This window comes from Desulfovibrio inopinatus DSM 10711 (assembly GCF_000429305.1).
Classification (GTDB): Bacteria; Desulfobacterota; Desulfovibrionia; order Desulfovibrionales; family Desulfovibrionaceae; genus Alteridesulfovibrio; species Alteridesulfovibrio inopinatus.
On sequence record NZ_AUBP01000005.1, the window covers coordinates 53,155 to 68,676 of the forward strand.

Annotated in this window: 15 protein-coding genes; 3 read left to right on the forward strand and 12 right to left on the reverse strand. The window is 50.2% G+C overall.

Annotated elements, in window-relative coordinates; genetic code table 11:
* Positions 1–11 precede the first annotated feature (11 nt).
* The 12 genes from G451_RS0104795 to G451_RS0104855 all read right to left on the reverse strand — a co-directional run bounded on the left by G451_RS0104795 (position 12) and on the right by G451_RS0104855 (position 13,067).
* Positions 12–269, reverse strand: coding sequence for a DUF4212 domain-containing protein (locus G451_RS0104795; RefSeq protein WP_027183361.1), 258 nt, complete (start codon positions 267–269; stop codon positions 12–14).
* A gap of 37 nt (positions 270–306) precedes the next feature.
* Entirely contained in the window at positions 307–510 is a 204-nt protein-coding gene (locus G451_RS0104800) for a hypothetical protein (RefSeq protein ID WP_027183362.1), read from the reverse strand.
* Positions 511–782: 272 nt separating this feature from the next.
* Positions 783–1,550, reverse strand: coding sequence for a tetratricopeptide repeat protein (locus G451_RS0104805; protein ID WP_027183363.1), 768 nt, complete (start codon positions 1,548–1,550; stop codon positions 783–785).
* Positions 1,541–3,283 carry a BatD family protein gene (locus tag G451_RS0104810; RefSeq protein WP_027183364.1) on the reverse strand — a complete coding sequence of 581 codons (1,743 nt, stop codon included), beginning with the start codon at positions 3,281–3,283 and terminating at the stop codon, positions 1,541–1,543. The genes G451_RS0104805 and G451_RS0104810 overlap by 10 nt, the downstream gene beginning before the upstream one ends.
* Before the next feature lie 2 nt (positions 3,284–3,285).
* Complete coding sequence (locus G451_RS0104815; RefSeq protein ID WP_027183365.1) at positions 3,286–5,322, reverse strand: vWA domain-containing protein; 2,037 nt, start codon at positions 5,320–5,322, stop codon at positions 3,286–3,288.
* Positions 5,319–6,314, reverse strand: coding sequence for a vWA domain-containing protein (locus G451_RS0104820; RefSeq protein WP_027183366.1), 996 nt, complete (start codon positions 6,312–6,314; stop codon positions 5,319–5,321). Before G451_RS0104820 ends, G451_RS0104815 begins: the two co-directional genes overlap by 4 nt.
* Positions 6,307–6,840: a DUF4381 family protein gene (locus G451_RS0104825; protein ID WP_027183367.1), complete on the reverse strand. Its 534-nt coding sequence runs from the start codon at positions 6,838–6,840 to the stop codon at positions 6,307–6,309. Before G451_RS0104825 ends, G451_RS0104820 begins: the two co-directional genes overlap by 8 nt.
* 6 nt (positions 6,841–6,846) lie before the next feature.
* Positions 6,847–7,728 carry a DUF58 domain-containing protein gene (locus G451_RS0104830; RefSeq protein WP_027183368.1) on the reverse strand — a complete coding sequence of 294 codons (882 nt, stop codon included), beginning with the start codon at positions 7,726–7,728 and terminating at the stop codon, positions 6,847–6,849.
* Positions 7,729–7,991: 263 nt separating this feature from the next.
* Positions 7,992–9,065, reverse strand: coding sequence for a magnesium/cobalt transporter CorA (corA, locus tag G451_RS27655; RefSeq protein ID WP_169727823.1), 1,074 nt, complete (start codon positions 9,063–9,065; stop codon positions 7,992–7,994).
* A gap of 259 nt (positions 9,066–9,324) precedes the next feature.
* The gene (locus G451_RS0104845; RefSeq protein WP_027183370.1) at positions 9,325–10,308 is read right to left on the reverse strand and encodes an AAA family ATPase; all 984 of its coding nucleotides are present in this window, start codon (positions 10,306–10,308) and stop codon (positions 9,325–9,327) included.
* A gap of 165 nt (positions 10,309–10,473) precedes the next feature.
* The gene (locus G451_RS27660; protein WP_034640841.1) at positions 10,474–12,099 is read right to left on the reverse strand and encodes a 4Fe-4S binding protein; all 1,626 of its coding nucleotides are present in this window, start codon (positions 12,097–12,099) and stop codon (positions 10,474–10,476) included.
* Positions 12,099–13,067: a DUF362 domain-containing protein gene (locus G451_RS0104855; RefSeq protein WP_245587772.1), complete on the reverse strand. Its 969-nt coding sequence runs from the start codon at positions 13,065–13,067 to the stop codon at positions 12,099–12,101. Before G451_RS0104855 ends, G451_RS27660 begins: the two co-directional genes overlap by 1 nt.
* A 291-nt stretch (positions 13,068–13,358) precedes the next feature.
* Between G451_RS0104855 and G451_RS27665 the strand changes: the two genes are divergently transcribed.
* From G451_RS27665 to G451_RS0104870, 3 genes are all read left to right on the forward strand, one after another.
* Complete coding sequence (locus G451_RS27665) at positions 13,359–13,589, forward strand: MoaD/ThiS family protein (RefSeq protein WP_034640844.1); 231 nt, start codon at positions 13,359–13,361, stop codon at positions 13,587–13,589.
* A 34-nt stretch (positions 13,590–13,623) separates the two neighbouring features.
* Complete coding sequence (gene sppA / locus G451_RS0104865; RefSeq protein ID WP_051261158.1) at positions 13,624–14,610, forward strand: signal peptide peptidase SppA; 987 nt, start codon at positions 13,624–13,626, stop codon at positions 14,608–14,610.
* A 198-nt stretch (positions 14,611–14,808) separates the two neighbouring features.
* Positions 14,809–15,486: a queuosine precursor transporter gene (locus G451_RS0104870; protein ID WP_027183373.1), complete on the forward strand. Its 678-nt coding sequence runs from the start codon at positions 14,809–14,811 to the stop codon at positions 15,484–15,486.
* The last annotated feature ends 36 nt before the right edge of the window (positions 15,487–15,522 follow it).

Below are 15,522 nucleotides of genomic sequence, written 5' to 3' on the forward strand. Positions count from 1 at the left end.
ATACGTATGAATTACTCGTGGACGTCGAATTCTTTGTCGAGCCTGGACATGAGAATGTAGTACGCCAAAATAATGAGAACAAAAGCGAAGATCGATCCTTGTTGAGCAAACCAAAATCCCAATGGAAATCCTCCAAGATGGAATGCATTGAGCTGGCTCACAAGCAAAATTCCAAATACATACGAAACGAGAGCCCAAATAGACAGGAGGACAACCATATATGTCAGGTTCTTCTTCCAATATGCTTGCATTTTTTCGTTCTTTTTCATGTCTGTCTCCTGTTTAAGAGTTTGGGGAAATAAGGGCTCAGACGAACACAATGCCGACGAATGCCATAACAGCCATGCCATACCGCATGACGTCATTGACATGATAAGAAAGAAAACCGCGCTTGATTTGCGATGAAACAGTAACACTGTCGAAATTCGTCATATCGACGCATTCTGCTCTCTGCATTTGCATATTCATGGAGTCACCAAAGACACCATATGTGGTGTGTTGCTGTGTCATGAAAGCCTCCAAGGTTGCGGTTTCTTCATGCCTTCCTTTCTAGCAAGCAACACAACAATATTGCATACGGTTTTCGGTCAGTGGTCGGAAATCCTCGACAATTTCAAACACGAAATTTCAAAGCCACTGACAGTCCGTTTAGAACCGTTCACCGTGATCAATCCCCCTTTGAACGCACACAAAAAAAGGAGTCACATTGTGCGACTCCTTTTGTGGATTGCCATTCACCGGTGCAGATGCACCGCTGGACGGAATATGCTTTCAGAAAAGAATTAACGAGCGACGACGCTTGTCGTCTCTATCCATCCGGTTCTATCATCTCCAAACCGAACTCGAACATATTCTCCCATATTCTCGACGAGTTGTATGGCACTCCCATCGGGGAGTTCTGCCAAGAGTGTCGCCGAAGACGTATTGCCGGAACGGACTTCTGCCTTTTCCGTCACCACGTAGGCCTGACGTATCCATACTGTCTGCCAGATAAGCACCGCAGCACACAAAACGCATACCGCAGCAAAACAGGCGATCACTCCTGAGGCCGCTCCAAGCGCTGGAGGTGCCATATTCGGGCGCAACCGTCGTACCATAAGGATTATCCAACACAACATCACCAGAACAGCGGCCATAGCGTACACCACGGGAGCCGGAAGAATCCGCGGCAAGACAAGCAGTGCTGCCAATGTCGACTGCGGCATTGCATCGCCGGTTTTGCCGACATGCGAAGCCGCATACGCCGCGTTTTGGCGTAAGTCCGGATCAGACGGCATATAATAGGCAGCTCGATCAAACCAGACGCGTGCAAGGCCAATGCGTCCTTCGTGCAGTCGGCATACCCCGATATTATAGTAAAGTGGCCCATTCGAGACGCCCTCGTCAGTCAATCGGGTGAAAAGCTCGGCGGCCTGACCGTATTCACCGCGATCGAACGCCGCAAGCCCATCTGTATACAGCGTGTTACGATCAAGAGTTTCACTGGCAGCGGTAACCATTGAAGCCGTCAAAACAAAGCAGAGAGTAAGAACTACACATTTTATCGGCATATCGCCTCCACAATACGCAACGCTTCCTCCGTTGCGGTACGGATTTCCTCGTGTCCCGGCGGTATCGGGCGGAAACGCATGGTATTGAGTTTTTCGATATGACGCTCAAGGGCACTGTTGTTCGAAGAAAACTGACGAACAGACTCAAGCGCGCGACCAGCCGCTTCAAGCATGGCTTCATCGGTATCAGCCAGCAAAGCTCGGCGCGCATGATTCACAACTCGGCGCTTGGCTTGTTGAATGCGTCGAGTTTGCCGTGCAGCAAAACGACGTACTAAAAGAAAAAGAACATATAGCGCTGTCGAGCCAAGTGCGATAACGCCGAAAAGCAACGGCCCAAATGACATTTCATCAGTGAGGACGACCGGCCCTCGACGTAACGGTCGAATTGGTGTCTGTTGCAGCTGTATGACCGGTTCGGTTGCGGGTGTTTGCGACTGTACTATTTTTTCTGAGGAATCGATGGAAGGCACCGGCGAAGCTATCACGGCCTGCCCCGTCACGGTCAATGAAATGGGCTCCGACTCCAGTGTCTTATACTTCCCCACAACAGGATCGAAATACGTGATGTGCACGGACGGAATGACAAAAGTGCCCGGTTTGGCTGGAACAAGCGCCAGACGAAATGTCTTCTTCCCGTAATATCCTTTCTCATCGGTATTCACATCCCGCTCAGGAGCATCATCGTATACTTTCATGCCCTCTGGCCACACAATTGCCGGCAAACTTGCACTGGCAACATTCCCTCGCCCCGAAAGGGTGACGGTCATGGTCACGGAATCTCCGCCCCGAGCAGATGTCACATCCGTCGCAACATCCAACGTGAAATCGCCGACAAGTCCGGAAAACGTTGTGCCAAAGGGAACAGGCGGCAACGCTTTTGCCGTCAAAGAGACCGGATTGGAGCGAAACGCGACGGGCTGCAAATCCGAAAACGAAAAGAAGCGATCCATCCCGGCAAAACCCTGCCCAAAACCTCGACCCGGCAGATTTCGGTTTCTCGTGGGCACAAGCATATCGGCTCGCAATGTGACCGGTTTAACGGCAATCTCACCTGCTTCTAATGGCGTGACCATAAAACGAAACGTTGCTGTTTTATACTGCCGTCCATTGTGGATTTCTTCGCTCTCAGTCTGTCCATCTAATCGGACAACATCCGCTTTGGAAAATTCTGGCTCGCCAAGTTGTGCATTACTGATCGGAAGTCCAAGAAATACGGTCAAAGTGTAGACAACTTGCTCGCCGACCCACGGCGTCGCATTACTCACCGTGGCGCGAAGAAATATATCTTTATCGGACGATTCCGTATCGGGAGTGACCGTGATGGTAATGGGTTTTGTGTATTGTGTCCCATCATCTGTTTTCACAGGTAACGCAGGGATCTGCAATTCACCGCTCTTTTGCGGAATCAAGGTATATGAATAGGTTGTGGTGCGCTCAATACCGCTCATCCCGGCTTCAATCTGAGTGCTTGTGCCTCGAGAAACAACCTCAAAGTTTGTAATCACCGATGTGTCGATGTCGGCATCTCCACCATGTACCATGACACGAAGAAATAAAGATTCCCCAACAGCGATAGTATTCCGATCCACAAGCGCCTCAGGAGCATTATCCTCTTGAGCGAATGCCGAGCCCGCGAGTGAGACAACAAGCATAACGAGCACTGCGCAGACCAGCCACTGTAGAGAAAATATATGATGCCTTTCCCGAAATCTGGACCCCAAAATGGTCATACTTACCAGTCCTTTGTCACCTGCTGTTTGCGCGCCGTCGGTCGAAGCGCCCCGCCCGGCATATCCTGGAGCCGATCCAACACACCAAGACCGACGCGTTGATCGGCGCTTTCTGTCGATGTTTCCGATGGTTCATCTGATTTACCGGCAACGGCAGTTTGCCTCATCGCTTCAGTATTCTCATCATCGCCCTGCTCGCCTTCTCCATCGATTGCCTGCAGACGCTCGGACAGAGGCGCCTCCGAATCAGAAGAAGCGGTATCCGGTGCAGATGCTTCTTCACCATTATCGAGATGTCGTTCGTCCTGTGAAGACGACATATCATTTTGCTTTTCGGGGTCTTGTTTGTGAGACTCACCGATATTCTGACTTTGCGACGTTTGGTCCGTATTTTGATTTTTCGACGACGCATTGTCGTGCTGTTCTGTTTTCTCTCCACCGGTTTGTTCTGACGGTGCGGAAGATTCAGACGGCGTGTTTGTCCCGGACTGCCCAGGAGATTCCGACGAATTAGATTCACCGCTATTGTTTGGAGTTCCTTGATTTTGCGAGGAATCTCCCTGTTGCTCACTCTTCTCCTGCTGTTGCTGCTCCTGAGAAGATGAACCCTGCTGCTCTTGTTGCTGCTTCTGCTGTTGTTGTACCTGTTTGGCAAATGCAAGGTTCTTGGCCGCATCCGTATCATTAGGATTTAAGCGTAACGCGGTTTCATAGGCCTCGATAGCGCCGCCTATGTCATGATTTTTAAACCGGGCATTGCCGAGGTTATAGGCGGCTTGCGCCTGAAGATCAGGAGTTCCTTGACGTAACGCTTCAGCAAATTGTGTTGCCGCTTCTTTGAAATGTCCTAAACGATACTGCGCGTTGCCGATATTGTAATACAACGCCGATGATGTCGGGTTTTCAATCTGTGCTTTCAAATACAAAGCCAGGGCTTCATCGTATCGCTCAGCCTCATACGCCTGTTGTGCCAGGTGTTCGATATCGGTCGTATCCATGGCCCAGACCGGACAGCGTATTCCCATGACCAACGCCAGAACAAGTATCCATCGACCAGCATATCCCCCCGGTCTGGCAAAAACGAACGCAAACAACCCCAAAGCGACAAGAACAAGTATAGAGATATCCCCCGTTCGGCGTTGCTGGCGGGTTTCTTCAAAGGTTGTCCGTGTCATATCGCGACGAATCGTCTTATCATAAAGTACGTCAAGGTCATCGTCCGTCCCCACGGCATCGACATAAAGTCCTCCCGTGATCGTAGCGATTTTCTTCAACAACCCGTCATCAAGTTTAGAAACAACAATAGAGCCGTCCGACGTCTTCATATACCCTTTTGCAGAGGGCACCGGAGCGCCCTGCGTCGTGCCCACGCCCATGGTATAAATACGTATCCCCATGGATTTGGCTTTTTCGGCAACGTCCTGCATCCGCGCTTCATTTTCTTCTGTCGTCTCTTCGCCGTCACTGATAACGATGATGGCCTTCCCCGCACCTTCGTTGCCGGAAAAAGCCTCTAACGCGACATCCACAGCTTGAGCCAAATTTGAGCCGCCAACCGGGAAATAATTGGGTCCGACAACGCTCAAAAACAATCGAAACGCCGAATAATCCAAAGTCAGTGGACATTGCACAAAGGCATCGCCGGCAAACGCAACTAAACCGACTTTGTCTCCAGATAGCCGATCCGTCAGATCAATGGCTTCTCGCTTGGCGCGCTCCAAGCGATTCGGTTTCACATCCTCAGCCAGCATACTTTTGGAGCAATCCAACGCCACCATCAGTGCTGCGCCATCGCGTTTGAGATTCACGGTCTGCGCCGTATCGGCCACCGGTTCCGCCAAAGCGGCAAGAAGACAGGCCAGCCCAAGCACACAGGCAACAATACGTAACCATCGTACGATACGTCCTCGAGACGTATCGGCCGCTCCAACATACCCGGCAAACAGTCTGTCTCGTTTTCGCATGGCCCGTACAAGCACCAGAGCAACGAGAGGCAAACCAAGCAAAAACCAAAAATATTCAGGATGAGCAAATGTCATGGCGCACTCAATAATCGGGTTGCGGTCAAGACCATCCACACCAACATGAGTCCGAACGCAGCACCGATAAACCATCCGGATAAAGGCGTGGTATCGCCAAATGTCATGACCTTGAAGTCACTTTTTTCCAAAGTATTGATGGTATCATAGATACGGCGCAGCCCCTCGGTATCGGACGCGCGAAAGAACAAACCACCTGTTTCGTCGGCGATACTCCGCAGTAAGGGTTCGTCGATTTCCAGACGCTGATGAACAACCCGCTGACCGAACAGCGGATCATTGATGATAAACGGTGCCGGTTTATCGCTTCCGACCCCAATGACGTGGACAGTAACACCGGCTTGTTTAGCCACAAGCGCGGCTGATTCCGGCGATATCTCTCCGGCATTGGATCGTCCATCGGTCAACAGCACGATGACTTTGGATGTACTGTCCACATCTTCCAGTCGCTTCAGGGCAATGCCCAGCGCATCCCCGACCGCGGTTTTCGATCCAGCTGCACCAATAGAGACGCGATCCAACGCCAAAGCTAAAGCGTCATGATCAAGGGTCAACGGAGCCTGGGTATAGGCATTGGATCCGAACACAACCAACCCAATCCGGTCACCAGGCCGTTTCTTGAGAAAATCATCCACGACCGCTTTAACGGCAGCCAGCCTGTTGACAGAGTTTCCATCAAGCGTGAAGTCGAGCGCGGCCATGCTTTCCGAGACATCGACGGCCAAGACGATGGACACTCCAGTTGACGGAACATAGGTTCGATCGTGACCGACATGCGGTCCAGCCAACGCAACGACGAGCAGCGTCAAGACGAACGGGGGAACGATCGGTAATACTCGATACAGACGAAGCCATAACGACATTCCAGTTGGCGGGCGTACCGATGTCACCGTCAACCCCGTTTGTTTCCGGCGACGCCGCACGGTTATGATCCACACGGCAAGCGGCACCAACAACAAGACGAACCATACCGGATGGGCAAACTCAATCATGTTTGCCTCCATGACGTACACGGTCCTGCAAGGCGGTGCGAGTTGCAAAACGATGAATTGTCTCGCGATCCATTGCTCTTTGATCGGCACCGATTGCCGAAGTCTTGCCTTCAGGCGCAAAACGCATGGCTTCACTGCGCACCAGCACAGCGGCAACGTCTCGTCCCAATGCGGAATCGGGCGTCTGCAACTCAACAAGCGATGCCAACTCTGCCGCGGTCAGCCCTGAAGCCTGCACACCCCATGCAATCACAGCCGTTTGACGTACAACATTGGTCATCGCCGTATACCACTGCCCATCTGACAGCCCAGTATCATCCATGTGTTGAATATACCCCTTCAACACGGCGCGTGGCGATATGGTTTCAGAACGTCGTTTTCGGCGCCACCACCATATAATAATGATGCCAAGTACGCAGAGCCCTACACCGAGTATCATCCACACCATCCAAAAAGAAGATGGCGACGGAGCCGCAAGCAGCGGCTTGATATCCACAATATCCTGTATGGCTTCGTCTACTGCCATGTTTTTTTATCTCCCGAGGCGGCGTTCACGAAGCCGAAAGAAACGATACAGTGCATCCACAGGAGAAGCATCTGTACTGCATTCTACAATATCCACTCCGGCAGCACGTAATTCCGCCTGACGCTGTTCGAAATCGGCGATTGCCGCAGTATGAAATCGTCTGCGAGAAGCGGCATCGAAACAATCCCAGACAACCGTTTCATGAGTTTCAGGATCAACGGCATGAACAATCCCGGCTTCGGGCAAATCAAAGTCCAAAGGATCATGAACCATGACTGCCACAAGATCGTGTCGACCGGCGACAGGGCGCAAGGCATCCATGTAACCGGTGTCAGCAAAGTCGGAAATGAGAAAGACAATAGCGCGGCGTTTATGCATGCGGCCAAATTCTTCCAAGACAGTGCGAAGCGATGTTTTTCCCGTGGCTCTATTGACGCCGACGATTTCGCGGACAATTCGCCAGACTGCGGATTGCGTCTTTTTTGCCGGCAAAACCATTTCAACGGATTCACTGAACAACATGGCCCCAACAGCATCACCGTTTCCCTGCGCACACAGAGCCAGCAACGCGGCGGTCTCCGCCGCCGTTTCCAGTTTGCGGTGCCCGACATGTCCCACTCCGAGCGATGCGCTCGTGTCGACAAGCAACATGACGGTCTGTTCACGTTCTTCACGGTATCGTTTAACAAACGGTCTCCCCATACGGGCCGTGACGTTCCATTCGATATGCTTCACGTCATCGTTTTCGTCATACACCCCGACTTCTTCAAATTCGACACCATGTCCTCGAAAGACGGATCGAAAATGACCGGCCATGAGTGCATCCGAAATACGTTTTCCTCGAAGGTGAATACGGCGAAGCTGTTTATAAAGCGGCGGGGAAATCATATCATGTCTCTCCAGTAACGAGAACGCATTGCATTTTGAGAAGCGTCTCAAAGACTGTCGCGTTGCTGCATGAGGGGGAATCGAGCGGAAAAACGTCATATGTACTGTTCGAATTCCACGGCACACATCGTTTCGCATCCATCATTTGCCGTGCGAAGAATCATGCCATAGTGCCCCAAGGTCTATGAAAAATCCATATCGGGTGCACCTGACGGACGAGAAAACGTGTTTCTTCCTCTATGGAAAAATGCTGATTTAGAGGATTAAATCCATCGCTTACGACGAAAGAACCATACCATACCGAGAGTAATGGCGAGCATGACACCAAGAACAATATAATAGCCGTCGTGCCATTCCAATTCCGGCATATTTTTAAAGTTCATCCCGTACAAGCTGGTAATAAACGTGAGTGGAAGAAAGATTGTTCCCATGACGGTCAGCACTTTCATCACTCTGTTCATCGTCATATCGGCAATACTTGAATTCAAATCAATAAGACCCGTAATGACGTTGTCCACCGTATTGAGCAAGTCAATGACTTCTTTGACGTCATCTCGAATGTCACGCAAGATATCGAGCGCATATTCACTGACTTTTTTGGATTTCCTTTTATGCGAAAGCCCTTGAACAATTTCACGTAAGGGCCATATATTTTTTCGCAACAAGGCAATTTCACGCTTGATCCGAAACATTTCCAGAAGTGTTTCCTGCGTTTGGACATCAAGGAGCTTGTCTTCAAGCTCTTGTAAGGTATCTGTCATCGAGCCCATCGATGCCAGATAATGGTCCAATATCGTATCGACCAGTGAAAAAACCAAGTAATGCGGATCGCTTTTATTCCAATGTCTTCCTCGGCGCAATCGCTTCACAAAATCATTCCATGGGTGTGTACGACACTCTTGAAAGGTCAAAACGACCTGCCCCATGGAAATCATCGCTCCATGTTCGGCATGGATTGAACGCGTTACAGGATCAATGTCGATGCTCTTGATGGTAATGGAGATCCCGTTATCCAATTCAAGATATCGCGGCCGCATGCTTGTATCGACCGTATCCTCTAACAAATCATCATCAATTGCGAATTGCTCACATATTGTCTTCACAAATGGATAATCATGAATACCAAGAACTTTTACCCACAAAATCTGATCATCCAGTAATTCGGGGAGTTGGGTGACCCCTGGGACATATTCACTTTCACAGAGCGAGCCATTCCCATACAGGAGAAACTGTGCCGAAGGTATTTCGGCATTGTCCGTCTCGCGACATCCATTGCTCCCGATTTCAGAAGAATCAACGGTTCCTTTCGATTGCACAGCAGACATCATGGTACTCATAATCATTGTCTTCGTTCACGTTCCTGAAGGCTCGTCGCAAAATCAACACAGCGCACAAGAAATAATGACAAGCCTTGATGAAATTTTCGGAAACAATTCTCCGAACGTCGACAATCGGTAACACAATGAGATGACTGCATTATGACGATTTTACGAACGATCATCTTCGCAGCCGTCCACTGCGTGAGAAAAGCCATGACCAAGCCTGCCCCTGTGGCCTCTCCTTTCAGAACAGAGTTTTCACGATGGAACGACGCGATTACGGAGTCGGGACGTGCGCAAGAATATGATGGATAACCGCGTCAGCGTCTTGAGATTCGGCTTCCGCTTCGTAGGTTAAGATCAATCGATGCCGCAACACAGGGAGCGCCACGGCCTTGATATCATCGGGGACAACATATTCTCGACCATGCAGAAATGCCCGAGCACGGGAAGCTTCACTCAAACAGATTGACGCCCGCGGCGATGCGCCGAACTCGATAAACCCAGCAATATCACCAAGATTGGACTCACCGGGAAATCGGGTAGCAAAAACAATGCGAAGAATATATTCGAGAATAGCGTCGTCAATGTACACATTTTGTATGACGCGAGAGATACTGTCCAATCCTTGACGTGTCAGAACAGCTTGCGGAGGCTCAGCCAAGGCCGAACCATGGCGTTTGACGATTTCACGCTCATCCTCCATGCTCGGATACCCAAGAATGATTTTTAACATGAATCGATCGACTTGCGCTTCAGGCAAGGGATATGTGCCTTCATGTTCGATTGGGTTTTGCGTGGCAAGCACAAGAAATGGATCATCCAGGGGAAATGTCTCTTCACCAATCGTAATCTGCCGTTCCTGCATGGCTTCCAACAACGCGGATTGCACCTTCGAAGGGGCACGGTTGATCTCATCAGCTAAAATGATGTTGTTGAAGAGTGGTCCTTTTTTCGTCGAAAAAGAGCCAGTTTCAGGATGATAAACACGGTTTCCGAGAATATCGGCCGGCAACAGATCCGGGGTGAATTGAATACGTTTGAAGCGGGCATGTACGGCCGCAGCCAAGGCTTTGACCGCAGTCGTTTTGGCGAGTCCGGGAACGCCTTCAAGCAATATATGCCCTTTGGTGAACAGCCCGATAAGCAAGCCTTCAATCAAATCGAATTGGCCGACAACAACCTTGGCCATTTCTGCTTTGACCGCTGCCACGAGTGGCTGAAGTTCTTCAATACGTTGTGAAATTTCATCTGGTTCCATAAATCCATTCCTTTTCCGTTATCCATCACCATAAAATGAGAATCAAGTCGAACCGTGAGATGCAATACGGTGCTTGACGTAGAGCATACTTCTGTGACCTCAGAGGTAAGGTCAACTCCCTAATGATTTTTACGATAAATGCAAGACTCTGGCTTTTTTCTGCGTTTAATCGACAAGAAATCCTGGCGGCAGCTCCCCTGTATCCTGTTCCTGATTGGAAAGAGTCGGTGCGACTTTTACTTTTCGGCTTATCGTCAAACCGGCTGCACGACCATATTCGGCATAGGATCCCGACGCCAAACGAACGGCTCCCATCGGTTCCACCGAAATGGCCGGCAAAGCTGTGACAGGACAATACCGCTCGCAAAAACCACATCCTGCACATTTATTCTCGTCAACGAATGGCACGGCCGAAACAATCCCCGGAACCTGACGCAAACTGATCGCATCGTAGGGACACGCTTCATCACACACAAGGCATTTCCGATCAAGTTCCCAGGCAAGGCACTTTTGCCGTGTAATGTGAGCCGTTCCCATTTTGGCCCACATTTTTTCTTCCAAGATAAGAGGTCGAATAGCTCCAGTCGGACAAACGAGACCACATGCATTGCACAATGGTTCACACGGTCCGCGTCGGGGAACACCAATCGGACTGGATAATCCGGCAAATCCCGACGCAAGCCACGTCGGTTGCAACATATTGGTCGGACACACGCGCATGCACGCACCACAGCGAACACAGGCCGCAAGAAAGCTGTGTTCCGGTACGGCACCGGGTGGCCGAATCAAAGTCGGGTCCATAATGCGTCCCCCACCGTCATCGAAGGACGCCGATTCATGCAGCCCCGTCAATACAAGTACTGCGACCCCGACTCCGGCTGAAGCTGCCGTCAGTACAGCGCGGCGAGACAGGTCGTCCACATGTGTACGGTGCTGTGACTGGTCGGAGAGACGCGTAAACGCAATAGCCCTAACGGGACAGACCTGCGCACAGGTCTGGCACAGAATACATTCATCCAGCCGGGTCGTTTGAGGATCATCGGGGATGGCATTCATAGGACAATTGGCGACGCATTTTTTGCAGTCGATGCAAGAGGCATCGACGCGGCGCCGAACAATTGGCCGTCTCGAAGCCAGACCGAGCATGGCCCCAGCCGGACAGAGATACCGACACCAAAAACGCGGTGTTGTCCGAGCCAACCAGAATAGCGCACCAAATGTGACAAGCACAAATGCCACGGCAGCATATTTCCGTGATCCCCAATGAATATACCGCAATGCATCGATACCGACCCAGTCGAGGGCCGTGCGCATGCCATCGAGAACCGTATTTCCAAGAAATGACGCCACAGGTTCAAGAAGCAGTGCATAGAACCGCGTAACCAGAGAAAGTGGTGAACCCAGAAAAACCAGTGATACTCCAAATGTAGCCGCGGCAAGACAGGCAATAAGAAACAGAAATTTCCATCGAAACAAGCGCGGAGACCACATCGCAGGCTTACGAGGTGAACGTAATATCCAACCGACAAGGTCCAGGGTCGCCCCCATAGGGCACATATACCCGCAAAAGGCACGTCCCAAGATCAAAGCCGACATCCAGACAAGTATACCCAGGCCGAACATGGCCGGAAAGGTCCGTGTTGCCAACGCCGTTCCCACGACCAAAAACGGATCGAAAACAAGCGCCCATTGAACAGTAATTCCGATAACAAACGGAAAAACCGTCAATCCGAGCAAGAGCCAAAAAATGAGTAGAAAAATGGTCTGGAGAACACGACGGAAATCGACCATTAGATTTCCACTCGCTTCACACGCAGATTTTCAATATCCAGTCGTCCCAACCCACGTTCGGCGGCTAATTTGATATGCTTGACCTGATTCGGCCGAAAAGACCGGCCATACCACGTGGATATGGTTACGGCCTGTGCATCGGCTGCGACCATATCGGGGGAAGCAATCACTGTATTGAGAATATCGACTTTCCCCGGACCGGACGGACCGTTTGTCGTCAACACTCGGGTTGCATCGATCACAGCGAGATCAGCTTTAAGTAAAGTACACAAATCGACAATCGCTTCGTTCAAATCAAAACGATAATGCATGATACCGCGCTCCCAAATGAGTCCCATCATACCTTTCATGGAAAGACTCACTCCAGTCGAACCGTGCGACTTGGCCACAGGAGCAGCGATAAGAACATCCGCTTCAAGGACATCCTTCATGACATCGGTTGTCCGAAATGCTTTGCCTTGAGATATTTCGGTTTCGGCATAAAGACGACGATCGACAACGGCATGAACGGCGTTCGGGTCGATAGCTTGGCAGGCTGTACTGATACCAGTCTGCTGCAGACAGAGTTCAACCGAATTTAAGGGATGGTCCAAAACGCGAACCCGGTCAGCTCCCGCTTCTTTACACATAGCCACAAGCGATGAGACCACGAGAGGATGCGTTGTTGTTGCCATTTCAGGTGGATTGGCAAAAGAAAAATTCGGCTTGATGACAACCTTGTCCCCCGGTTTGACATAGGCTTCCATACCTCCAACAAGCCCAACGGCTGCCCGTGTGGCGGCAGCAGGGTCTCCTTTGGCCAGACCAATGTCACACCCTACATCTGCCCACAGTCCTGAAGGCATAAGTATGCCCCCGGCGCACGCGGCCATGGCACATGCTCCTTTGGCTTGCCATTTCAGAAATTCGCGACGGGACATACCGGCAAGGGTTCCTTTTGGAAATTGGAAAAGATTCCTTTGTGCCATGGCACCCCCCGTGTAGGTATGTTGATGTTTCTTCACTCATTCAAAACCATCAAATGAGCAGGTTTAGCATTGCACTTGAACAAATTTCGGATATCCATATTACCAGCTATAAACCGAGCCAGCTCACGAAGCAAGGAGAGTTCGAGAAAGCAGTGATACGTCAAGGATCTTCCAATTCAGGCATCCCCATTCCTGCTTATCCAAAAATTTTGCAACGCAACAGACTTGGCCCGCAGCAAACACTATGGCATAACGCGCTTTCCCAGAAAACGTGCAAAACGGGAGACAGGAATGGCGCTCTATATAAAATATCATCCTGTTTCGTCATGTGACAGTCTCGATTGCGCTCCAGCCGGACACGATTACATTGTAGACGAAACGGTTGCGCACTTGCTTTCGCGAATGGGGCTTGACGATACCGAAAGTTTCATGGTGTTCGTCAACCGAAACACAGCCTCCTTGGACACGCTCCTGGAGGATGAAGACCGCATAGACATTTTTCCGGCTTTTGCGGGTGGATAGCCGCTTGGCCGACGATCAATAACGGTGCCCTCCCATGATATTACGAGCTCCTTTGTGTTGTGCCCTGACCGCCTTGCTCGCTCTACTTCTATTGAGTGTCGGTTGTACGATAAATGTCGATGTTTTCGGCAAAGCAAGCGATCCGCTCAAAGAGTATGTTCTTGAAGGCTCCGGCTCAAACAAGGTTCTTATCATCCCGATCCGAGGCTTTCTTTCGGAATCACCGCGTGAAGGGCTCGTGTCTCAACGTCCCGGTGTTGTGCAAACGGTCTCCTCCATCTTGCACAAAGCAGCACAAGACGACTCCATCAAAGCTGTCGTGCTTCTCGTCAACAGTCCCGGTGGTACCGTGACTGCCGCCGATATCATTTACCATGAGCTCATGCGCTTTCGCAGTGACCACGATGTACTCATGGTGGCATGCATCATGAGTGTCGGCGCTTCAGGAGGATATTATGTATCCATGGCGGCTGACACTATTGTCGCTCACCCGACAAGTATTGTTGGGTCAGTCGGAACGATTTTTATCACCCCGAAAGTACAGGGATTGATGGATAAACTTGGGGTCGGTGCGGAAGTCACCAAATCCGGAAAACTCAAAGACATGGGAACACCGTTTCGGGAGTCGACTCCCGAAGAGCAAAAACTCGTCCAGTCAATGATAGATACCCTCAATAGCCGCTTTCTCGAACTCGTAAAAAAACGGCGCCATGTCTCGGAGAGCGCTCTGGCCGATATCGCTCAAGCCGGAGTCTATACGGCCAGCCAGGCTAAGAGAAACGGACTCATTGATACGATAGGGTACATGGATGATGCGATTGAACTGGCCACAACCAAGGCCAATCTTGATGACGATCCCAAAGTCATCATCTATCGCCGCAACAAAATCCACGATGATACATATTTCAACCCAAGCTCCTCAAACGCAAACGCGTCTCTTATTGATCTCGGGACGATTGGCACAGCAATCGGACTTGAAACCGGCCTATATCACTTATGGATGCCTGGGAGCAGGCCATAACACGCTGACAGTTCTTTGATCATAATACAATTTAGGTCAGCGTCTTGCTCGCCCGTCAACTTCTTTCCGCATTACAAACGAAAACGAATCACACGAATGCTCATATGTTGCTCTGTGTTATGTACACTTGCCAATGCATAAGAAAAAGAATAGATTTATCTGTTTTGTATTTCATCATTCCGAAGAAAGAGGACTTTCATGAAACAATTCAGATACTTGGACATCATCACTGTTTTTTTTGTCAGCGTCTTGCTGATCTCGAACATTGCTTCAACTAAAATTCTCGAATTGGGCTCGTTCACCTTCGATGGTGGCACGATTTTATTCCCATTGAGCTATATTTTTGGCGATATCCTGACTGAAGTGTACGGATATGGCCGGTCCCGTCGCGTGATTTGGCTCGGTTTCTTTTCCGCATTTCTCATGTCGACCGTGCTCATGATTGTCGGAGCACTACCTCCTGCAGCAGACTGGCCACATCAAAGTGCATATGAAACGATCCTCGGTTTGACACCCCGCATCGTCATTGCATCGCTTGTTGCCTATTTTCTTGGAGAATTTGTCAACTCCTATGCCATGGCCAGGCTCAAAATCGTGAGCAAAGGCAAATTTCTCTGGGTACGGACTATCGGTTCGACCATCGCGGGAGAGTTTGTCGATACTGTCATTTTTGTTGTCATCGCTTTTTGGGGCGTATTCTCCACCGATCTTCTCATCACGATCATTATTTCCAATTATATCTTCAAAACCATGGTCGAGATTCTCTTTACTCCACTGACCTATCTTATTGTTGGTTTCTTGAAGAATGCCGAACGCGAAGACTATTACGACTACAACACAAGCTTCAATCCATTTCGTATGGATGTCGGTGTCTAATCATTGCATGGGCGTACCGGCCGCTTTTTGCGGCTG